Source organism: Verrucomicrobiia bacterium, from assembly GCA_035946615.1.
Lineage (GTDB): Bacteria > Verrucomicrobiota > Verrucomicrobiia > Limisphaerales > UBA8199 > DASYZB01.
The window spans coordinates 1-20,960 of the sequence record DASYZB010000116.1; the positions used below are offsets into that span (position 1 = coordinate 1).

The 20,960-nt window shown below is 58.7% G+C and carries 19 protein-coding genes; 8 read left to right on the top strand and 11 right to left on the bottom strand.

Annotation, left to right across the window (positions count from 1 at the left end; genetic code table 11):
- On the top strand, positions 1-696 hold a 696-nt coding region (locus VG146_17015), incomplete at its 5' end, for a hypothetical protein (GenBank protein ID HEV2394055.1).
- Positions 697-884: 188 nt separating this feature from the next.
- Positions 885-4,493 carry a S8 family serine peptidase gene (locus VG146_17020; protein ID HEV2394056.1) on the top strand — a complete coding sequence of 1,203 codons (3,609 nt, stop codon included), beginning with the start codon at positions 885-887 and terminating at the stop codon, positions 4,491-4,493.
- Positions 4,494-4,832: 339 nt separating this feature from the next.
- On the opposite strand, the gene VG146_17025 is transcribed toward VG146_17020, so the two are convergent.
- The 3 genes from VG146_17025 to ilvN form a co-directional block, all read right to left on the bottom strand.
- Positions 4,833-7,427: a GH116 family glycosyl hydrolase gene (locus VG146_17025; GenBank protein ID HEV2394057.1), complete on the bottom strand. Its 2,595-nt coding sequence runs from the start codon at positions 7,425-7,427 to the stop codon at positions 4,833-4,835.
- A gap of 156 nt (positions 7,428-7,583) precedes the next feature.
- Positions 7,584-8,684 carry a ketol-acid reductoisomerase gene (gene ilvC / locus VG146_17030; GenBank protein ID HEV2394058.1) on the bottom strand — a complete coding sequence of 367 codons (1,101 nt, stop codon included), beginning with the start codon at positions 8,682-8,684 and terminating at the stop codon, positions 7,584-7,586.
- Positions 8,685-8,722: 38 nt separating this feature from the next.
- Positions 8,723-9,196 (bottom strand): acetolactate synthase small subunit, encoded by a 474-nt coding sequence (gene ilvN / locus VG146_17035; GenBank protein ID HEV2394059.1) that lies wholly within the window; start codon positions 9,194-9,196, stop codon positions 8,723-8,725.
- 430 nt (positions 9,197-9,626) lie between these two features.
- Here ilvN and VG146_17040 point away from each other — a divergent pair, with 430 nt between their 5' ends.
- Together VG146_17040 and VG146_17045 are read left to right on the top strand one after the other, a co-directional pair.
- On the top strand, positions 9,627-11,513 hold the full coding sequence (locus VG146_17040) for an ATP-binding protein (GenBank protein ID HEV2394060.1): 1,887 nt from the start codon (positions 9,627-9,629) through the stop codon (positions 11,511-11,513).
- A gap of 2 nt (positions 11,514-11,515) precedes the next feature.
- A complete protein-coding gene (locus tag VG146_17045) occupies positions 11,516-11,971 on the top strand; it encodes a response regulator (GenBank protein ID HEV2394061.1) in 456 nt (151 codons plus the stop codon).
- A 62-nt stretch (positions 11,972-12,033) separates the two neighbouring features.
- Here the strand turns inward: VG146_17045 and mqnC are convergent, their stop codons facing one another.
- From mqnC to VG146_17075, 6 genes are all read right to left on the bottom strand, one after another.
- Complete coding sequence (mqnC, locus tag VG146_17050; GenBank protein HEV2394062.1) at positions 12,034-13,125, bottom strand: cyclic dehypoxanthinyl futalosine synthase; 1,092 nt, start codon at positions 13,123-13,125, stop codon at positions 12,034-12,036.
- 110 nt (positions 13,126-13,235) lie between these two features.
- Positions 13,236-13,709 carry a single-stranded DNA-binding protein gene (gene ssb, locus VG146_17055; GenBank protein ID HEV2394063.1) on the bottom strand — a complete coding sequence of 158 codons (474 nt, stop codon included), beginning with the start codon at positions 13,707-13,709 and terminating at the stop codon, positions 13,236-13,238.
- 14 nt (positions 13,710-13,723) lie between these two features.
- A complete protein-coding gene (rpsF, locus tag VG146_17060) occupies positions 13,724-14,035 on the bottom strand; it encodes a 30S ribosomal protein S6 (GenBank protein HEV2394064.1) in 312 nt (103 codons plus the stop codon).
- Complete coding sequence (gene pth, locus VG146_17065; protein ID HEV2394065.1) at positions 14,032-14,637, bottom strand: aminoacyl-tRNA hydrolase; 606 nt, start codon at positions 14,635-14,637, stop codon at positions 14,032-14,034. The genes rpsF and pth overlap by 4 nt, the downstream gene beginning before the upstream one ends.
- Positions 14,638-14,685: 48 nt before the next feature.
- Positions 14,686-15,546: a 50S ribosomal protein L25 gene (locus tag VG146_17070; protein ID HEV2394066.1), complete on the bottom strand. Its 861-nt coding sequence runs from the start codon at positions 15,544-15,546 to the stop codon at positions 14,686-14,688.
- A gap of 64 nt (positions 15,547-15,610) precedes the next feature.
- Positions 15,611-16,555 (bottom strand): ribose-phosphate pyrophosphokinase, encoded by a 945-nt coding sequence (locus VG146_17075; GenBank protein ID HEV2394067.1) that lies wholly within the window; start codon positions 16,553-16,555, stop codon positions 15,611-15,613.
- 189 nt (positions 16,556-16,744) lie between these two features.
- Between VG146_17075 and VG146_17080 the strand changes: the two genes are divergently transcribed.
- From VG146_17080 to VG146_17095, 4 genes are all read left to right on the top strand, one after another.
- The gene (locus VG146_17080; protein ID HEV2394068.1) at positions 16,745-17,476 is read left to right on the top strand and encodes a hypothetical protein; all 732 of its coding nucleotides are present in this window, start codon (positions 16,745-16,747) and stop codon (positions 17,474-17,476) included.
- 26 nt (positions 17,477-17,502) lie between these two features.
- Entirely contained in the window at positions 17,503-18,447 is a 945-nt protein-coding gene (locus VG146_17085; GenBank protein ID HEV2394069.1) for a ferritin family protein, read from the top strand.
- Between the two features lie 73 nt (positions 18,448-18,520).
- Positions 18,521-18,958, top strand: a complete 438-nt coding sequence (locus VG146_17090) for a c-type cytochrome domain-containing protein (GenBank protein HEV2394070.1) — start codon at positions 18,521-18,523, stop codon at positions 18,956-18,958.
- Positions 18,955-19,338, top strand: coding sequence for a (2Fe-2S) ferredoxin domain-containing protein (locus tag VG146_17095; protein ID HEV2394071.1), 384 nt, complete (start codon positions 18,955-18,957; stop codon positions 19,336-19,338). Before VG146_17090 ends, VG146_17095 begins: the two co-directional genes overlap by 4 nt.
- A 131-nt stretch (positions 19,339-19,469) precedes the next feature.
- On the opposite strand, the gene VG146_17100 is transcribed toward VG146_17095, so the two are convergent.
- Both VG146_17100 and VG146_17105 read right to left on the bottom strand, forming a co-directional pair.
- Positions 19,470-19,802, bottom strand: coding sequence for a 4a-hydroxytetrahydrobiopterin dehydratase (locus VG146_17100; GenBank protein ID HEV2394072.1), 333 nt, complete (start codon positions 19,800-19,802; stop codon positions 19,470-19,472).
- Positions 19,803-19,851: 49 nt separating this feature from the next.
- A complete protein-coding gene (locus VG146_17105) occupies positions 19,852-20,955 on the bottom strand; it encodes an ABC transporter ATP-binding protein (GenBank protein HEV2394073.1) in 1,104 nt (367 codons plus the stop codon).
- Positions 20,956-20,960 lie beyond the last annotated feature (5 nt).

A 20,960-nucleotide genomic window follows, 5' to 3' on the forward strand; every position in this document is an offset into this window, starting at 1 on the left:
GGCCTGCCCGGAGAGACGGGACATGCGGACGGGACCGGCTCTGCAGCCCTCTTCGAGGAACCTTCGGGGGTGGCGCTGGACAGCGCGGGGAACATCTATGTGACCGATACTGGGAATCTCACAATACGCAAGATAACACCAGCCATGGCCGTGACAACGTTCGCCGGCACTTGGGGCTCCTGGGGCTTCAAAGACGGGCCCCCGGGTGTGGCCCAGTTCAACGTGCCGGTGGGATTGGCATCAGACCCCGCAGGCAACCTCTACGTGGCGGATTGGCAAAACAGCACCATTCGGAAAGTCTCACCGGCTGGGGTGGTCACGACGCTCGGCGGGCAGCCCACCGGGCCAGATGGAAGCGCGGATGGAACAGGCCAAGGCGCCCAGTTCAATCGGCCTTATGGAGTGGCGGTGGATTCCTTGGGCCGTCTCTATGTGGCCGACACATTTAACGACCGCGTGAGCGAGGGAATACCGGTCCCGGTCTTCACAGGCTCTACGACCAATGAGGGAGGAGTGACGTGGACCTTGGACGGGCTGCTTGGCGGGGTAACGGTGGTGGCGGAAACCTCAACCAACCTGCACGATTGGTGGGCGGTGCAAACCAACATCGCCGGCTCATTTCCCTCGCAGGTGCAGGTCAGCCGGCCCCTGCATCCGGCCCCAGCAGAGGAATTTCTCCGCGCGTTTTATCATTGAACATCCCGCTCGATGGGGCTGTTCTAACGCCTCCCTTCGATCGTTTTTTAGGAAGTCTTTCTCCTAACCAACCGCCCCTTTGCCAGCTTGCTTGCTTGCTTGCCAAGAGATTGATTTGGCATGATATAGTTGCGATACTCTCGCACCGTTTGATGCCGTGCCAGTTCTGGCGAGGGACAGACAGTTTTATGATTGACTTAAAAGTGCTGCTGTTGCTTGCCGGCGCGGTTCTCCTTGATCCACACGCTTGGGCTGATTCGGTCTCTTCTCACAAGGTAGTGGTTAGGAATCCCGCTGTGGGGGCGCAAATTGCGGCACAAGGTGGGCGGCTGATAGCTGACTACGGCAGTTCGCAATTGTATGAAGTCCAGCAGCTTAGTCCGGTTTTGGCAGCCACTCCGCAGGCGGAGGTTCACGATGAATACAATTTCATCCTCCTGAATGCTGCGCGCCTGGACACTCGGCGCGCGGAGGTGAAGGCGCTTCATAAACCTGCTGGCTCGTTTGCAGGCAAACGGATGCACCTGGTCCAGTTCGCCGGGCCTGTGCAGCCCGCCTGGCGCCAGGCTCTGGCCGCCTCCGGGGTTCAAATAGTCGATTACCTGCCCTACAATGCTTACCTGGTGTACGGCGACGCCCAGAGCCTTGCCAAACTCCAGGGTCTTGCCCCCACCATCTCAGGCATCCAGTGGGAAGCCCCCTTCGCCGAGGCCTACAAAATCCATCCCGCAGCGGAACCGGTTGATCGCAAAGGCCACCCACGGGCGATTGGCACCGATGAGTTCGCTGTCCAACTGGTTGCCGATCCGCCCATCAATCAGCAGACGCTGCGACTCTTGAATCAGCTCAAGCTTGCACCTTTTGCCAAAGAACAAGCTGTTTTGCATTACATTGATGTTGTCGTGCGGCTTTCTCCCGGGTCCCTGGCGCGGGTTGCTTCGCAGCCGGACGTGATTTCCATTCAGCCCTATTTTCCGCGCCGAAAGCTCTGCGAACGGCAGGACCAGATTGTGGCGGGTAATTTATCAGGCAATATCCCCAGTGGCCCGGGCTATTTGGCCTGGCTGGGCAGCAAGGGTTTTACGCAGGCCCAGTTTAACAGCTCAGGATTTGTGGTGGATGTTTCGGACAGCGGGATAGATAACGGAACGACATCGCCCAATCACCTGGGCCTGCACCAGGGCGGGGTTCTCACCAATCCGAGCCGTGTTGTCTATAACCGTTTGGAAGGGACTCCGAACTCGGGCAGCACGCTGGCTGGTTGCGATGGACATGGCAACCTGAACGCGCACATTGTGGGTGGTGATAATAGCCTGTCGGGATTCCCCCATACCGATTCTGCGGGGTATCACTACGGCCTGGGCGTCTGCCCCTTCGTCAAATTGGGCTCTTCGGTCATATTCGACCCGGACTCCTTTACTAATCCCAATTACGACGACCTTGAAGCGGATGCCTACCAGTCCGGCGCGCGGATCAGCAATAATAGCTGGGGCGGCACCGGCGTGGGCGCCTATGACATCGATGCGCAATCCTACGATGCCCTGGTGCGGGACGCCCAGCGGGCTGGTTCCACTCACCCCGCCCCTGGCAATCAGGAAATGGTCATCGTGTTCGCTGCCGGCAACGAGGGTGTGGACTCGAGTGGGAACCCGGTTGCGCAAAGTATCGACTCGCCCGGCACCGCAAAGAACGTGATCACGGTCGGCGCAGGAGAGGATGTGCAAGCCTTTGGAGGGACCGACGGCAGCGGGGTGCCCGATACGCAGGCTGACAGCGCCAATGATGTCATCGATTTCAGCAGCCGCGGTCCGTGCGCCGATGGCCGGCATAAACCGGAACTCATGGCCCCCGCCTCGCATGTCAGTGGAGGCGCGCCCCAGGCAGCAAACCCCGGCCCGGATGGCACAGCCAATCCATGTTTCCTTTCTGATTGGACCTCCGGGGTCTCCGGCGGACCGAACAACACCCCCTTTTGGCCCAGTGGCCAGCAGTTTTATACAGCCTCTTCCGGCTCGAGCCATTCCACCCCGTGCGTAAGCGGTGGCTGCGCCCTGGTGCGGCAGTTTTTTATCAGCCACTTCACCAATCCAGCCAGCCCGGCCATGACCAAGGCCTACCTGGTGAACTCCGCCCGGTATATGACCGGTGCTTTCGCCAACGATACTTTGTGGTCTGATACCCAAGGAATGGGTGAAATGAATCTGGGAATGGCCTTCGATGGCATCCCACGAATCGTGCGTGATCAAGTCCCCGCCGACCTTTTCACCGCCAGCGGCCAGGTCCGTGTATTCACAGGCACTGTTTCCGATTCAACCAAGCCTTTCCGCGTCACCCTGGCCTGGACTGACGCCCCCGGCAGCACAGCGGCCAATGCCTACAATAATGACCTGGACCTGACGGTCACCGTCGGCGGCAACACCTACAAGGGCAACGTCTTTACAGGGGCGCTTTCGGCGACCGGCGGGGTTGCGGACTCGGTCAATAACGTGGAAAGCGTTTTCCTGCCGGCCGGTTTATCCGGCAGCTTTACGGTGACCGTCACCGCCGCCAATATCAATTCCGACGGCGTGCCCAATAATTCGTTTCCGCTCGACCAGGATTTTGCATTGGTCGTTTACAACGGGAACTCGACCTCTGTGCCGGTGCTCGCTCCCGATGGGACGACCCTTCTCAACGAGAGCTGCACCAACGGAGCCATTGATCCAGGTGAGACGGTGACATTAAATTTCGCATTGCAGAACCTGGGCAGTGCTTCGACTACTAATTTGGTGGCCACATTGCTGCCCGGCGGCGGGGTGGTTTCGCCGAGCGCGGCGCAAAGTTACGGCGCTATTCCGGCTGCGGGCGGTGTAGCGGCAGAGCCATTTACGTTTACCGCACAAGGCTCCTGCGGCGGTGTCATCACGGCCACCCTGCAACTGCGCGATGGCTCGGCTAATCTGGGCAATATCACCTTCACTCTGCAATTGGGAAGCCCGGTTGCGTTCACTGCGCTGAGCCAGAATTTCGATAGCGTGACTCCGCCAGCCTTGCCTGCAGGTTGGACTTCGGTCATCAGTGGAGGCGCTACCCCATGGGCCACCTCTTCAGGAGCTTCTGCTACACCGCACAATTCGGCTTTCGGCGGCGATGTTGCCAACCCGGGCATCGCCAATTTGGTTTCTCCGGTTGTCGCCATCCAATCCGCCTTCGCACAGCTCACTTTCCAAAACGCTTACGACCTCGAAGCCGATACCACTTCCGGCACGGCATACGATGGCGGAGTGTTGGAAATCAAAATCGGCAGTGGCCCGTTCCAGGATATCCTCGCGGCGGGCGGAAGCTTTGTGACCGGCGGCTATAATATGACCATCTATCTCAGTACGGACAGTCCGCTTCCCAATCGCCAGGCCTGGAGCGGAATCTCGGGCGGCTTTATCACCACCACAGTGAACTTGCCGGCTGCCGCCCAGGGCCAAAACGTCCAGTTCCGATGGCGCCTGGCCACCGACACCGGCAATCAGAACGGCGGGACCGGCTGGTATGTGGATTCGGTGTCCGTCCGGGACTATTCCTACAATTGCTGCACCGCGCCTTTGCCGCCAACCATCAGCGGCGTCTCTTTGGCCGGTGCTCACGTGACAATTACCTTCAACAGCATCGCGGGCGTCCATTACACCCTCCAATACAAGAATGCCCCGACCGATCCGCAATGGAGCACAATCCCTCCGACAGTTACGGGGACGGGTGGCATCCTTTCCTTAACCGATACCAATTCCCTGCCGCCCAGCCGATTTTACAGGGTCATGGGTTATTAGAGGGTGTTTTGAAAATGCTCCCACTCCTCCTCGCCCTCGATTCTTAAGGGCTTTCGACGCAAAGCGCCAGAGAGACTGGCGCAGTCCATGACGCTTCGCGCGGACCCACACCGGAAGGCGCCAGCGTTTTGGACTGCGGCAGTCCTCTGCCGCTTTTGGATGTCCTGCCCTCGGACCGCGCCTTCCCAATTCCATGCCGCTGGGCGTGGGAATGGAAACTTAACGCAAGGGGCGGCCCCAAAGCGCCAGAGGACTGGCGCAGTCCACGACGCTTCGCGCGGACCGGCGCCAGAAGGCGCGCAGCGTTTTGGACTGCGCGGCGTTGATAAACCTCTCCGCTCAGCCCCGTGCCACGTATTTCAGCTCGCGGATTTCCAGCGCGCCCGCCTTCGGTTCATAGAACGGCTTTCCTCCCTTGACCCCGACGGTTCCATAGCCGGAGGCGGTCGAAAAGAAGCAGCGGAAATCCCCCGCCAGAGAAGGTTCGAGATACAGGATTTTATCCACGGCATCGTACCGCGCGCCGCTGAGGCCAAAGAGCAGGGCATAGGAGGACATCGCACGGGCGTACCAATGGCCGCATTCGTATTCGTCGAAGGGATTGCGCACCCGTCCGTCATAGCGGTCGCGGCAGAGGCGCACGATTTCGAGTCCTTGCTTCACCCGGCCCATCCGCATCAGGTGCGAGGCGACGTGGTATTCGATGCCGGTCCAAACCTCATTGGAATAGGGGAAGGGCAGCGATAGCTCGCTCCCTTTAGGCCAGGTGCACACCAGCAGCCCGCCTTCGGCCCCGCACGCATAGGTTGGCCGTTGCGGGTTGGCAAACGTTGCCAGCGTCCGCTTCAGATTGTAGCGGTGGACGGCTTCCAAATGACTGAGGACCTTGCCCGAATCGAGCACCTGGCCAACTCCGCAGACCAGCGCCAGCCATGAACCCAGCACCCCGTCGGCCAGGCAGCCGGTCCCATATTGATATTTGGGCCCTTCCTTCTCAAAGATGGCCACAGCCTCTGGAGAATAGCTTCCGACCATGCTCTTGTTTTCCAGCGGATTCTGCGCGCGCAGGCCCTTCCACTGGATGTGTTGGAAAAAGTACTCGCCATTGAACAGGTCGGTTTCCGCTTTCTGTGTCCCGCGCTCGAGCAATTCCCCATAGAGCGGTACCGCGTCGTCCAGCGCTTTGCCCATCAGCACAGCGGCCTGGAGCGCTCCGAGGTAGAAGCTGGTGCAAAACCCGCCTGGCCCCCAGAATTCGATATCGTATGTATTATGGTGCGGTTCCTCGATCCATCCCTTGTGCGCCGGGTCCCACGTCTCAATGCCGTAGTCCAGGCTGCGTTTGACCTTGGGCCAAAGACCGCGCAGCCATTGGCTATCCCCGCTGATGCGCCATTCGCGGAACGCCTTCATAATGCCCCCGAGCTGCCCGTCGGCTGCGGCATAAAAATCGTGTTCTATGGGCCGGATGGGCAAGGCGCTGCGGAACTGCTGATGGCCGGCATCGTTCTGCGAGGGTCCAAACTCTGTCTCGCGCAAGGTGCGTTCCAGCGCGGGGAACAGGTGAGGAATGGCCTGGGCATAGTTCCAAACATGGGTGCAGGAACCGTGGCAGCAGCCCGAATCATCCCCACAGCCTTCCCACGACCACAACCTCCCGTCCGTCTGGCGCAGCACCGTCGGGGATTTCAGAATGCTCAGGTCGGCTCCAACCGCTTCGAGCACCTCGGCTGGAAGCGTGGAATCAAATAAGCAATCGCTGAAGCGCTGGGTCTTTTGGCGCAGTTCTTCATAATGATCACGCCAGTAAAAGCTGATGCTGTTGATGTCCGTAAATCGGCCAGCATACCACGGTCGAAAATCCGCCGTGGAAACCGGCCCAGGCTTCACCCCGGGCAAATCCCTGCCAATACGCAAATTGGTCTGCGCGGCGAACCAGGCTAAACGCAGGACCACTGTTTGGGAGCCCCCCGGGCCCAGTTCGATTGGAACGAACAAACTGGCGCCGGGGCTGGCAGCCCCCTCGGTAATGGGCGGCCGGTCGAAACACGCGCCTTTGGCCACGTCCTGCCAGGCCATGGTGAGTGGGTCCCACCAACCGCCCCGGAACCAGGCATGGTTCACTTTAACCTCTGGAGATGAAACAGTCGCCGAGAAGGCCCCCTCTTCCCATGGCCGCTCTGCATCGCTGCCCCCCCACAGGATGAAGCCCCCGGCGATTGGCCGCACCGCTTGCGGGTTGTTGCCGTTGGCCATGAAGTTTTTGGCATTAAACGAGAACACCCCTTCGAGCCGCACGCGGCCGGCATTATGGAACCGATACTCGAGGGCGGCAACCGGCAGGCTCGAATTATCGGCGTCGCCCGGCTCGAATGGGCTCCAGCCGGTAATCTGGATTTCCAGCGGCAGTTCCGGGTCGCTGAGGGTCACCACGCCAAAGGGAAAGCGGCTTTTGAAACTGGCCGACGCACAGCGCGGCAATCCATAGGTCGTGCCCCCGGCCCCATTCGCCGTCCCGGGCGGCCCGAAGATTTTTCTGGCAGGCACCGGCCCCTCCAGCACCCGGGCCGCCTCCGGTTTATCTTTCAATGAGATGGCTGCAAACACGCACGGTTCGTTATAGACCTCTGGCCGGTTGCGAAACGAAACATGCGACAGCGTCCCGGCGCCTTCGAGACAAACCATGCCGGCGCCTATCCCGCCCAGCGGAAAGGCGACCTGGTTCAAAAACTCGCCTTTGTAATCTGAGTTATAGGCGCGGGTGCTCCCGCGCTTTGAAGCCCCGGCCCTTTTCGGCGCAGAAGTTTGCGGCAGGACCTGCTCGGCTTGGGCAGGCGGCATTGCCTGAAGGCCGCCAACAGCCCCCACCGTTGCAGCGGATAATTTCAGAAACCTTCGCCGGGGCATCGATAAGTCGCCAGGATTCTTTTTCATCGAAGTCTTTCAGGTCCTAGAAATGAGCCAATCAAAGGCCCGGCCTCAGCCTGGACATTTCATATTTGATTTCGCGTTTCATTCATCGGGGCTTTAGCCCAGTGAAGGGGCTCGCTCCTGTTGCGGCTCTGCCGCGCTGCAAAATACGCGTCTGGCTCAATTCTGGCCCCTGCCCGAAACCCCTCTTGTCCCTTTGGCAATCGCCCGCGCCGCTTCCTTTGGCCGCAGCGCGCGGACCGCTTTGCCCGCCTGCCACATCTCAGAATCGCCAATGGCGGCCAGTTCCTTGGTCAATTGCGCCTGGTAATCGGGTTTGCCGCATGCCGAGAGCACCCGCGCGCATTCTTTGCCAGCCTTGACCCGCTGATACAGCTCTTTGAAAACCGGCATCACCGCCTTCTTGAAACGAGGTTTCCAGTCCAGCGCACCCCGCTGGGCCGTCGCCGAGCAATTAGCATACATCCAGTCCATCCCGTTTTCATCGACAAGCCGAATCAGGCTCTGAGTGAGCTCTTCGACCGTTTCGTTGAAGGCCTCGCTGGGCGAATGGCCATGCGAGCGCAACACATCGTATTGCGCCTCCATGATGCCAGCTAAGGCCCCCATCAACACCCCGCGCTCACCGGTCAGGTCGCTATACACCTCGTGCTCGAATGTCGTGGGAAACAGATACCCTGAGCCGATCCCAATCCCCACCGCCAGACAGCGTTCCTGCGCCCGGCCAGTCGCGTCCTGGCCCACGGCAAAACTCGAATTAATCCCCGCGCCGGTCAGGAAATTCCGCCGCACGGAGGTCCCCGAACCTTTGGGCGCCACCATGATCACATCCACGTCCTTTGGCGGGACCACCCCCGTCTGCTTCCGGTAAGCTATCGAAAAGCCGTGCGAGAAGTACAGCGCATCCCCTGGCTTCAGGTTCTTTTTGACCCCCGGCCAAATCGCGCGCTGAGCGGCATCGGAGACGAGCATCTGAATGATCGTGCCGCGGCGCACCGCCTCGTCGATCTCAAAAAGCGTCTTGCCCGGCACCCAGCCGTCCTGGATTGCCCGGTCCCAATCCCGTTTGAACCCGCTGGCCTGCCCGATGATGACATGGAATCCGTTGTCGCGCAGGTTGAGCGACTGCGCCGGCCCCTGCACCCCGTAACCGATGACCGCGATGACTTCCTTCTTGAGCACCTTGCGCGCCCGTGCCATCGGGAATTCCTTGCGCGTAATGACCTCTTCCTTCGTTCCACCAAAATTTATTGTTGCCATAGTTTTTCTTTCCGTTTCCCAACACCGCCCCAACGTTGTTACTTCCGAGGCAAGGCCACCTTGCCCGTTCGCGTCAAATCCACCACGCCGAAGCTCTTCATCAAATCCAGAAACTTCTCCACTTTGCTCTCGTTCCCAGTCACCTCGATAGTCAGGCTCTTGGGCTGCACATCGACGATTTTGGCCCGGAAGATGTCCGTAATCTGCATCACCTCGGCCCGCGTCTTGGAATCAACCGACACTTTGATCAGGACCAGCTCGCGATCCACATATTCCCCATCTCGAAAATCCACCACTTTCATGATGTCGGTCAGCTTATTGAGCTGCTTGACGATCTGTTCCAGCGTCGCGTCATCACCCCGCGTCACAATCGTCATGCGCGATGCGGTCGGGTCCTGCGTGGGCGCCACGTTCAGACTGTCAATGTTATAGCCGCGTCCGCTGAACAAACCCGCCACACGCGTCAGCACACCGAATTTATTCTCTACCAGCACCGAGATCGTATGTCGCATAAGCCCCGGTTTTACGGGAGGCGAACCCTAGCAATCGCCACATGGCAGGTCAACTGGCAAGTTTAGATCGTCTTTTGAAAGAAGAATCGCCGCCGGCGTCCTGCATTACCGAACGGAAGTTCAAGCCCTCTGGGTTCGCGGCGCCCTTGGGAGAGAAAAACAAAGCGAGAGGCAACTTTCGCCGCTTCTCTTGAACAAGAACCCGGGTCCGGGCGTCTATACCCTCGGTTGTTCCAGCGGGCAGGAGTTCTAATCAATAGCTATCTATGGTTTTGGATGAATTGGAGCGCGTGCCAGGCAGCCATCCCCTGGGCTTGGATTGCCGGGCCCATGCAATCCGGAGGTTATGACAACTTAATCATTTTCAGCCTCGAATCCCAGGCCCTCCGCAGCGGCTTCTCTGGTTATTTTCCTCGCTGCCACCGCCTTCATGATTCTGCTGAAGCTGCTGCTGGTTCCTCATCGTTATTTGGCCTTTGGTTACGTTTTGCCGCTCCTGCTCTGCTTGTGGCACCAAGACCGGCGGCTGCTCTGGGCATTGGCCCTGGCATTCGCCGCCATCAGCGCGCTGAAAAATTTTGTGGTGCTGCCGGGCCGCCCTGCTGAAGAACCTTTCGAACTGCTGCAGTGGCTGATGCAATGCCTTAATCTCGCGGTCGTCGCAGGCACGGTGCATGGCATCCTGAACCTAACCGACCGCCTGCGCGCCAGGAATCGCGAACTGCACGCCGCAAACGACGAACTCACCGCCCGCGGCGAAGAGATAGCGAGGCAAAACACCGAACTCCAGGCGCAATCGGAGGAACTGGTGCAGCAGAACGAGGAACTGCAACAACAAAGCGAGGAATTGGGCCGCCAAAATGAGGAGATGGCCCAGCAGGCCGAGGAACTCGAACAGCAATCCGAGGAGTTGCAGCGCCAGTCCCGGCAACTACTGGCTGCCAACCACGAACTCAATCAACGTGAAGCCATGCTCCAAACCCTTTTGGGCTCTTTGGGTGAGGTGCAGGACGAACGCCAAATGTTGGAACGCGTCTGCCAGGCCCTTAACGATCTCATCGGCCAGCCCGGCACCGTCGCTGCCGTTATGGAACAACTGGACGATACCTTGGTCCTGCAGACCCAGTCTGGAACTACCCCATTGACCCAAAAACAAAGGCCCTTTGCCGGTTCCTTTGCCGCCGTGGTGATGGAGCATAATCGCACCGCCTTCGTCGATGACCTCTCCGCGCATCCGGACCTGGATGTGCCGCAGCCTGCCGAGCGTGTGTTCCGCTCGGTCCTGGCGACCCCCTTGCGCCTCCATGGCAAACCCATCGGCGTGGTGAAGATTTGCTCGTTCGACCCTCAAAAATGGACCACCCGCCATTTCCGGATTATCGAATGGATCGGAGCTCAATGCTCCCTCGCATTGGGGATTGGGCGTCTGCAACAGGATTTGGCCCAAACCAACGCGAACCTCGAACAGCAGGTTCGCCAGCGAACAGCCAAACTCCAGGAGATGGTCAACGAACTCGAACATTTTTCCTATTCGATTACCCATGACATGCGGGCCCCACTCCGGGCCATGCAAGGGTTTGCTTCCCTGTTGCGAGAGCTTTGTGGAACGAATTTGAACAACGAATCCATGCTCTGTCTGGATCGGATCTGCAGTTCGGCCAGGCGGATGGACCGGCTTATCACGGATGCCCTAAGCTACAGCCAGACTGTTAAAAGCGAACTGGCGCTCAGTCCGATTGATGCTGCCGAATTGCTCCGGGGCATCATTGAATCGTATCCGCAATTCCAACCACCTTCCTCCCAAGTCACTCTTTCGGGCAAGTTCCCCAGGCTCCTGGCCAACGAGGCGGGGCTGACGCAGTGCTTTTCGAATCTGCTGGATAATGCTGTGAAATTCGTGGGACCCGGAAGGCTCCCTCGAATCTCCGTTTGGGCAGAGGCTCGCGAGGATTCTGTCCGCCTCTGGTTTGAAGACAATGGAATTGGCATACCCGAAGGTTTCGTGCCCAGGCTCTTCCAGATGTTCCAACGGGCCAGCAGGTCTTACGAAGGCACTGGCATTGGGTTGGCCCTGGTCAGAAAAGTGACCGAAAGAATGGGAGGCCGTGTTGGCGTGGAATCCAAGCAGGGGAGCGGGAGCCGGTTCTGGCTCGAGTTCAAGCGCGATCAGGGGTCGGATGGGCTTGATAATGGAAGCCCTCGATTCGATGCGCCTGAAATGGGGAGCCAACGCCACACCCAGCAGGAACACTCCAGGCGATTGTCGGCTGGCCGCCAGCCACTCAAAGCGGGCGCAACTCGAGAAGAGGGGCTCTGACCATGGCTAGCGTCCTTTACGTTGAAGATGAGGAGAACGATGTCTTTTTCATGCGCCGCTCCTTTGACAGGGCTGGCCTCGAGGGAACCCTGCAGGTTGTCCTGGACGGCCAGGCGGCTATTGATTACCTGGCCGGCAACGGGCCTTTTGCAAATCGCCAGGAGCATCCCTTGCCAGAGGTGGTCCTGCTCGATCTGAATCTGCCCATGATCTCGGGATTCCAAGTGCTCAACTGGATTCGAAACCAACCCCAACTGCGCGATTTGCCGGTGGTTGTTTTTTCCTCTTCAGCCCGGCCCGAGGATCAGAAGCTTGCACAGGAATTGGGGGCGGATGACTATTTTGAAAAGCCGGGGTCTGGTTTCGATTTTGGCAGGGTGGTGAAGGCACTCAGCAGTAAATGGCTGGGGCGAGTCAGCCCCGCCCCGGCTTGTCGGACCATACCGGCAAGGTCTTGAACAGGTGAAGTCTCCCTCTGCTCCAAGGGCATGTAGTCCATCCCACGGTCCACCCGGTATGCTCAATTAACCAGCCGATACCAATTGTCCCGCTGGCGAGGCTCGTAGCCAAGGTCCGCGATCAGCCGTTTCATGTCCTTAACGCTCATTCGAAAGGTCGTGCCGGCCTGAGAAACGACATTCTCCTCGATCATGATGCTCCCCAGGTCGTTGGCCCCATACTTCAATGCCACCTGCCCAATCTCCGGCCCCTGCGTCACCCACGAACTCTGCACGCTGGCAAAATTATCCAGGTAAATGCGCGCCAGCGCCTGGGTGCGCAAATATTCGTGCGCCCCTGCCGGCGGGACGCGCAACCTGGTGTGCTCGGCCTGAAAGGTCCAGCAAATGAACGCCGTAAACCCTTTGCTGCGGTCCTGTTGGACGCGCACCCGTTCCAGGTGTTCAACCCGCTCTTCGCGCGTCTCCACGTGGCCAAACATCATCGTGGCGGAGGAATTGAGCCCCAGCCGGTGAGCGACCTCCATCACTTCGAGCCAATCGTCTGTCATCGCTTTGAGCGGCGAGACCCGCTGGCGCACCCGATCGACCAAAATCTCACCACCCCCGCCGGGAATCGAGCCCAGGCCCGCTGCCTTAAAATCGGAGATAATCTTTTCAAGCGGCTCGTTGAATACATCGCGGAAATGGACAAACTCGCTCGGGCTGAAACCGTGAATGTTTATTTGCGGAAACTTGGTTTTAATGTGCGAGAGCAAATCGAGGTACCATTGTTTGGTCAGCTTGGGATGATGGCCGCCCTGCATTAAAATCTGCGTGCCGCCAAGAGCGACGGTCTCCTCGATTTTTTTGTCCAATTCGTCGAAGCTGATGACGTAGGAATCGGCGTCTTTTTCCGTGCGGTAAAAGGCGCAGAACTTGCAATAGACATTGCAGACATTGGTGTAATTGATATTGCGATCCACGATATAAGTGACGATTTGGTTCCCGCGCCCATCATAAGCCGAGGCTCGGGCGAGTTGGCGTCGCCGGTCGGCCAGCGCGCCAAGTTCTTCGAGGGGAAGCCCGTAAAGACGCAGGGCTTGTTGCTCGGTGATACGGTCCCCTTTCCACACCGAATGCAATAATTCGTCCAGCGAGGCATCGTAAATCACGCGCGCAACTTAACCGAAGGAGAGATGGCAGGCAAGTTGAGGGGGGCATTTCAAAACAGAACGGGCCCCGAAGGGCCCGTTCATGTAAATGAATGGACTATTCCCGAGCCTTAAAAGGGCACATCATCTTCTTCCACTGCCGGGCCGTCGGCTTCGGGCGCCGGGGCGGGAGCAGAAGCAGGGGCCCCTGCGGGGGCCGCGGCAGTGCGCGTGCGCGCGGCGTCCGATGGGGCGACACCCTCGGCGGCGCGATTCGAGCCGATAAAGGAAAAGCTCTCGAGAACGACTTTGAGTTTGCTCTGTTTCTGATGAGTGTTCTTGTCTTCCCACTGATCGAGCCTAAGCCGGCCTTCCACGAGGAACGGGTTGCCCTTCTTCATGTATTGGCAGACCACTTCGGCCTGGCGCCCCCAGGCCTCGATGTCCACAAAGGTAACTTCCTCTTTCATCTCACCGGTCTCGGTTTTCCACTTGCGGTTGATCGCCAGGCCGAAACCGGCGATAGCAGTGCCTTTGGGCGTATAGCGCATCTCGGGGTCGCGCGTGAGATTGCCGGCAAGGATGACTTTATTGAAGTTAGCCATAGGAGTCCTTTCGATTAGGTTGTTTTAACGGTTTTCTGAACCGGGGCATTCGAAAACATGACCCGGAAAACTTCCGAATTCATGGCAAACCGATGCTTCAACTGATCGAGGGCCGCCGGCTGGCTTTCAAAGATAATATTGACGTAAAAGCCCGCATTGTGCTTCTTATTGGCGACCCGCGTAAAACTCTTTTTGTCCATCTTCTGCACCGTCTCGACCTTGCCTCCCGCTGAGGTAATCTCCTCGGAGATTTTGTCGATGGTGTCTTTGATGGTTTCTTCTTTGCCCGCCGTATCGAGTATGAACAAGCCTTCGTATCGTTTCACTGCTCTTTGCCTTCGTTTAAGGAATCGATGTTCCCGTTAAACTGACTCATTGCTTTCTGTATTCCGGCATCGAACCAGGTTTCGACCTGCTCGCATGCCACTGCCACCACTTTATCGACCAAGGCCGCCTCCGTCGATGTAAATCGGCCCAAAACATGCCCCGTAATCTCCCGCGCCTGGTTTTGCCGCCCAATTCCAATTCGCAGCCGGGCATATTCGCGCGTGCCCAGGTGCTCTTCGATGGATTCCAATCCATGATGGCCCCCGCTGCTGCCACCGGGACGCAACCGAAGTTGCCCCAAAGGCAGGTCCGCATCATCGACGATGACCAACATCCGGGAGAGGGCCACCCGGTAAAAATCCTTTGCCGCTGCCACGGCTGCGCCGCTGGCATTCATGTAGGTTTGGGGCTGGCATAACAGCACCCGGCGCCCGCCTCGCTCGGCCCGGGCTGCCCGGGCATTGAACTTCTTCTCGTGACTCCAAGTTGCTCCCCAATGTTGGGCGAGGCAGCCTGTCACCAAAAAACCGGCATTGTGCCGAGTTCGGGCATATTCGGCCCCCGGGTTGCCTAATCCCACGATGAGATACAGGTTCTCCATGCGCGGGGCAGGTCCAACAACCAGCCTGCAGCCAGGCCGTCCATCGGACTATTTCTTCTTCTCGGCTGAGCCGGCCTTCTTCTCGGCCGAGCCGGCCTTTTTCTCGGCGGCAGGCGCTTTCTCGGCGCCCTTGGCGGGGGCTTTTTCCCCGCCTTTTTCCGCGCCTTTTGCAGCGGGAGCCCCTTTTGCCGCAGGTGCGCCCTTGGCCGCAGGAGCGCCCTTCTCGGCGCCTTTGCCTGCCGGGGCAGCTTCCTCGCCCTCTTCCTTCTTCTCTTTGATCATCTCGACTTCGCCCGCAGCAGCGGCGGCGGCTTCGGCGGCCTCGGCGGCCTCTTCCTCTTCGGTGCGCGGTGCGGCAACGGCGATGACGGGGATTTGTTTGTCGCCTACCAACTCGACACCCGGCGGCGCCTTGATTTCTCCCAGATGCACTGCCTGGCCGATCATCAAATGGCTCACGTCCACTGTAATGAATTCAGGCAAATCCTTGGCCACGCCGCGCGCCCGGACTTTAAACAGTACGTGTTCCAAAACGCCCCCCTGAGTTTTGACTCCTTCAGGTTCGCCGGCCGTCTCGACAGGCACGCTGATGGTCACCTTCTCGTCGGGGGCGATTTCGTGGAAATCGACATGGAGAACCTGGCCGCTCAGGGCGTGGTGCTGAACTTCCTGGACCAGCGCCAGCCGTTGGGGACGGGAGTCCTCCTGGACTGCGAGGTCCACCAGCAGGTTCTCAGAAATGGAATGGTGGATGAGGTCCTCGATTTCGCGGGCATTGAGTTCCAGACTCTGTGTCTGGGCCTGGCGCCCGTAAATCACGGCGGGGATGCGCCCCATCGAGCGGAGTTTCTTGGCCCCGGCGCGGCGCCCAAGGGCGCGCGGAAAAGCTTTTAAAGGTACTGATTTCATTGTCTTAACTGGTCTGGCCCGAAAAAGGCGCCTGCCGTTTTGCCGGCTTTTTCCGGCGAGCCCCTCAACTGGTGCGCCCGCCTTTAAACTCAAAAAGCGAAGTAACCGACGAATTGCTATGGATTCGCTTGATGGCTTCGCCCAAAAGCCCCGCTACCGACAGGGTCGTAATCTTGACGCCGCTGATAACAGGGCGTAGGACGGTATCAGTTGTTACCAGTTCGTCAATAGCCGATTTTCGCAATCGCTCGATGCCGACCTCGTTCAAAACCGCGTGAGAAACACAGGCCAGGATGCGCTTGGCCCCTTTGCGTTTGATCAGGTCCGCCGCCTGGGTCAAGGTGCCGGCAGTCTCGGTTAAATCATCCACCAGCAGCGCGTCTTTTCCTCGCGTCTCGCCGATAATGGCCAGCGACTCGACTTCGCTGGCGCTCTTGCGGCGTTTGGCCACAATGGCCAACCCGGCCTCGAGCACCTGAGAATAGGCATAGGCCATCTTCAGTCCGCCGACATCCGGGCTGATGACCACCAGGTCATTAAGCTTCTTCTTTTTCAAGTACTCATACATCACCGGGGCGGCGTAGAGATGGTCCACCGGGATATCGAAGAAGCCCTGGATTTGTTGCGCGTGCAGGTCAACCGTCAGAATCCGGCTGGCGCCGGCGGCCACCAGAAGGTTGGCAATAAGCTTGGCCGTAATGGGGACGCGTGGCTGGTCTTTGCGGTCCTGGCGGGCGTAGCCGTAGAAGGGCAGCACCGTTGTAATGCGGGCGGCGCTGGCTCGCCGCAAGGCATCGATCATGATGAACATCTCCATCAAATGATGGTTCGTCGGCGGGCTGGTCGATTGCACCAGGAAGACGTCTTCACCGCGAACGTTCTCTTCAATTTTGACGAACGTTTCTCCGTCCGGGAAAGGTTTGATGGTCGATTTGCCTAGGTCGATGCCGATATAAGCGCAAATGGCTTCCGCCAAAGGCGGATTCGATGTGCCGCTAAATATCTTCACAATGCTTTGATGGTTCTCGAAAAAAGCAAAAATCCACCGCAAGGGTGGAGAAAAGCAGCCGGACTCTACCAGCCCCGCCCGAGAGCGCAAGAGGAAAGACAACGCCGTAGTTGCTCACGAGAGGTAATTCGTTACTATCGACGACAGCCGCTGTTGCGCGCAGAATGCGGCGTTGGAAAAGCCCAAAGCATGAACACGAGTCCAGAGAGCTACAGCCGAATTTGTGACGAGGTCTGGGCCCTTTACACCGCCCAGTTGGTGAAGGACAAAAGGCGCGGGGCAAAACGCCATGTGCTCCTGCCGCCGCCGCCGCGTGGCAGGCCGGTGGATTTGTTGTTTGTAGGGATTTCACCCAGCCAGGTTGCGCCGGTGGCGTACGCCGCCGAACGCAAGGCGGCCGAGCGGTTTGCCGCTGAGTTCGAGTACGTGCGCACAGCAGGCGCTGGCCGCCCCAAATTCAGCAATGACCCTTATTACGAGCCCCTGTTGCAATTCGCCCAGCGCATCGACGAGCGGTTCGGCGTCTGGCCGCAGGTCGCCTCCGGCGCCAAGGCCCTCCTGGTCGAGTTTACCGACGCCCTTCACATTACCACTGACGAGCGAATCGCCGATGACTTGCTGGGCGTGATGAACCCTCAAGCGGACGATTGTCCTGAATGTTTGAAGTGCAAAGAGATACTTAAGATGGAGCTGGCTCTCTACCGGCCACGGGTCGTTATCTGCAATGGCCGGCTCCCATCCAAGTTCGTTTGGGAGGTTTGCACCGGGCACCCCGTTGAACGCCCGGTCAAGGAGACCGTGTTCAAAGCGGCTCAATTTGGCGGCATCGCGCATTTTTGCGGGTATTTGAACTCCAAAGGGCTCGACGGCTTCAGCAGGGCGCGGCTGCTGCGAGAGGTCCGCGAGAACACCCAATTTTGACTGCTGTTCATAGGGCCTTCCTTATCATGCGCTCCTTTGACAGCCTCGATGAACGGGAGATACTGGCTCTGGCCATCTCGCAGGAGGAGGAGGACGCGCGTATTTACGACGATTTCGCCCATGGCTTGGAGACCAATTATCCGGAGCAAGCGAAGAAATTCGCCGACATGCGCAAGGATGAAGACGGCCATCGCCATCGGTTGCTGGATCTCTATCGGACCCGCTTTGGCGAACACGTGCCGCTGATACGCCGTCAGGATGTCCGCGGCTTCGTGCGCCGGCGCCCCGTCTGGCTGGTGCGCCCTTTGGGGCTGAAAGCGGTGCAGAAAGAGGCCGAGTTGATGGAGATGGAAACCAAGCGCTTTTATGAGGCGGCGGCGCGGCGTTCGCCCGACGCGGCCATTCGCCAATTGCTGGGGGACCTCGCCGAGGAAGAGCGGCATCATGCTGAAACGGCGGAGAGCATCGCGCAGACCAAACTGAGCGAGGAAGAATCAGCCCGGCGGAAGCGGCTGTTTCTGCTGCAGGTCGTCCAACCCGGTCTCGCCGGATTAATGGATGGCTCGGTATCTACTCTGGCGCCCCTGTTCGCTGCCGCCTTCGCCACACACCAAAGCCTGGATGCCCTGCGCGTTGGCTTGGCCGCCAGCCTCGGCGCGGGCATCAGCATGGGCTTTGCCGAAGCGCTGTCCGATGACGGCAACCTCACCGGACGTGGCCATCCCTGGGCGCGAGGAACGGTTTGCGGGCTGATGACGACCCTCGGCGGCATCGGACATAGCCTGCCTTTTTTAATACATAATCTTCGGACTGCCACCTCCGTGGCGGTGACAGTGGTCATAATAGAATTGATCGTCATTGCCTGGGTCCGCCGGCGCTACATGGACACGGCGTTGTCCTCGGCGGTGATCCAGGTCGTTATCGGTGGAGTATTGGTGTTTTTGGTGGGAGTTTTAATCGGGAGCACATAGCTGCTATAGGTGTAGCTTTGATTGACACGCCCGGAAACTGTGAGATTTTACCGGCAAAAATGAGCTAAACGCTATGATTAAGAGATACCTATGCACGTGCCTGGCCACCCTGAGCGCCTTGGCTCTGCCGATTTGCAACGCTGCAGATAATGAGGCGTCTAAAACCCCGGTAGATGTCAGCAAGCTGCCGCTCCCTTCCGACCGGAAAGATGTGACCTACGCGGCTGATATCCGTCCGCTGTTCGAGAAGTCCTGCGTCCGTTGCCACGGCCCACAAAAGCCCAAAGGAAAATTGCGCCTGGACAGTCTCGAGGGTGTCCTCAAGGGCGGCGAGGATGGCAAAGTGGTCCTGCCGGGGAACAGCGCCGGAAGCGTGCTGATCCATAATGTCGCTCATATCGGCGACCCAGATGATTATATGCCGCCGCCGAAAAACAAGGCCGGCATCCCGCCCCTGACGCGTGAGCAGATAAGCCTCCTGCGCGCCTGGATCGATCAAGGCGCCAAGTGACCGGGCCTTTACAAGTCGTTACGACTGCTCTTGGTCTTGAAAAATATCAGCGCCATATCTTTTTGTGCGCGGACCAGACGGAGCCCAAATGTGCCCCGCGCGAGCAGGGTTTGGCTTCGTGGGAGTTCCTGAAAAAGCGATTGAAAGAGCTGCAACTGAGCGAGCCCAGGGGGCTGGTGTACCGCACGAAGGTCAATTGCCTGCGGGTTTGTGCGCACGGTCCAATTGCTGTGGTGTACCCGGAAGCCGTCTGGTATCATTCGTGCATCCCGGTAGTCCTCGAACGCATCATCCAGGAACATTTAATCCAGGGAAAAATCGTCCACGAGTTCGCATTCGCAAAAAACCCGCACTTTGGCCAGGGAGCAGCAAGCTGCTAAACTAGCCCCGAGAGAACCCATCGCGGCGGATGGCGGCTAGAATTTCCGCGGGCTGCGGGAACTTTGCATCTTAGCAGCGGAGCGAACTCAAGCGAATTTTTGAAAACCCGTGAAATTCGCCTCTCCCTTCTTCACTCCTCCAACAGCTTGTCCACTTTTGCGGCCATAACGAAATCGCTTTCGGTCAGCGCATCGATTTTGTGGGTCCAAATGGTCAGCTTGACTTTGCCCCAAGCAAGGTAAATGTCCGGATGATGCCCCTGTGCTTCGGCCAGCTCACCCACCCGATTAGTAAAATCAAGTGCTTCGCGGAAGTTCTTGAACTTATACTCCTTTTCGAGATGGTGCTCCTCGACTACTCGCCAACCCTGCAACTGGCCCGCGAATCCCGCCAGGGCCTTCCCTTTGAGCGGGGCGACTCCACCCTTGCAAGGCACGCACTCTTTTTCGGCTAATGTTGTCATAATACGCCTCTCCTTCCTCTTCGATTAATCTCACTTTACCACACAAAACCTAAATATGCTCCCCTAGCACCGGAGGCGGGTGGTAAGGCAGGTCGCGTTCGGGGGTCAGGGGGGCGGTCTCCCGGGCCAGCACACGATATTGGCGGATTTGGAATGATACTTCCTTGCCATCCTCGAGGCCTTGGCGGGCGTAGTCTTCTTTGCTCATCCGCGCGCGAACCACCAGGCCGCTGGAAAGCTCCAGCTCAACTCGCAGCATGACACCCAGGAAGAAGGTGCGCCGCAGCACCGCGCGGTAGCGGTGCTCGGCCAGATCGGAGGAAATCTCGACGGCATAGGGACGAAACCCGATGCGGAGCTTCTGGCCCTCGGCCTGACCATGCGCGGGGAATTCCAGCTCGCCAAGGCGCGCCACGCCATCGCGAACCTCGGGTTCGAGCACATTCATGACCCCAATGAACCGGGCGACAAATTCGTTGGCGGGTTGATCATAAACCTCGCGCGGCGCGCCGACCTGTTCGAGAACACCGCGCGAAAAGATCACGATTCGGTTGGCCACTTCCATCGCCTCTTCCTGGTCGTGGGTGACGAAGATCGTCGTCACATTCAGGTCATGGTGCAGTCTGACGAGCCATTCCCTGAGTTCCTGGCGGATTTTGGCATCGACAGCGCCGAAGGGCTCATCCAGCAGGAGGACAGTTGGTTTAGGGGCCAAGGCGCGGGCGATGGCAACCCGCTGCCGCTGTCCGCCGGAAAGCTGGTGCGGATAACGCCTCTCGAGACCGTCGAGGCCGAAGAGCGCCAGCAGTTCGGCAATCCGCGCTTTGATGTCGGCCCGTTTCCATTTTTTGATCTTCAAGCCGAAGGCGATGTTCTTGAAGACGGTCATGTTTTTGAACAAGGCATAATTCTGAAAGACAAAGCCGATGTTGCGCTGTTGCACCGAGAGGTCGTTGACCCGCCTGCCGCGGATGAACACGTCCCCCTGAGTGGGGATTTCCAACCCGGCAATCATCCGCAGGACGGTGGTTTTTCCGCCGCCGCTGGGTCCCAGCAAGGCCATCAACTCGCCATCTTTGACTGAAAAGGAAACATTATGAACGGCATCGACGTTGCCGAATCGCTTGCTGACGTGTCGAAGTTCAATGCTCATTCAGT

Bases quoted from the DNA above. Each gene is read 5' to 3' on its own strand.
- ssb (HEV2394063.1), bottom strand. From the start codon at position 13,709: ATGGCTAACTTCAATAAAGTCATCCTTGCCGGCAATCTCACGCGCGAC.
- VG146_17100 (HEV2394072.1), bottom strand. From the start codon at position 19,802: ATGACAACATTAGCCGAAAAAGAGTGCGTGCCTTGCAAGGGTGGAGTC.
- VG146_17085 (HEV2394069.1), top strand. From the start codon at position 17,503: ATGCGCTCCTTTGACAGCCTCGATGAACGGGAGATACTGGCTCTGGCC.
- VG146_17070 (HEV2394066.1), bottom strand. From the start codon at position 15,546: ATGAAATCAGTACCTTTAAAAGCTTTTCCGCGCGCCCTTGGGCGCCGC.
- VG146_17020 (HEV2394056.1), top strand. From the start codon at position 885: ATGATTGACTTAAAAGTGCTGCTGTTGCTTGCCGGCGCGGTTCTCCTT.
- VG146_17105 (HEV2394073.1), bottom strand. From the start codon at position 20,955: ATGAGCATTGAACTTCGACACGTCAGCAAGCGATTCGGCAACGTCGAT.
- VG146_17090 (HEV2394070.1), top strand. From the start codon at position 18,521: ATGATTAAGAGATACCTATGCACGTGCCTGGCCACCCTGAGCGCCTTG.
- VG146_17025 (HEV2394057.1), bottom strand. From the start codon at position 7,427: ATGAAAAAGAATCCTGGCGACTTATCGATGCCCCGGCGAAGGTTTCTG.
- ilvN (HEV2394059.1), bottom strand. From the start codon at position 9,196: ATGCGACATACGATCTCGGTGCTGGTAGAGAATAAATTCGGTGTGCTG.
- VG146_17045 (HEV2394061.1), top strand. From the start codon at position 11,516: ATGGCTAGCGTCCTTTACGTTGAAGATGAGGAGAACGATGTCTTTTTC.
- pth (HEV2394065.1), bottom strand. From the start codon at position 14,637: ATGGAGAACCTGTATCTCATCGTGGGATTAGGCAACCCGGGGGCCGAA.
- VG146_17040 (HEV2394060.1), top strand. From the start codon at position 9,627: ATGATTCTGCTGAAGCTGCTGCTGGTTCCTCATCGTTATTTGGCCTTT.
- VG146_17080 (HEV2394068.1), top strand. From the start codon at position 16,745: ATGAACACGAGTCCAGAGAGCTACAGCCGAATTTGTGACGAGGTCTGG.
- ilvC (HEV2394058.1), bottom strand. From the start codon at position 8,684: ATGGCAACAATAAATTTTGGTGGAACGAAGGAAGAGGTCATTACGCGC.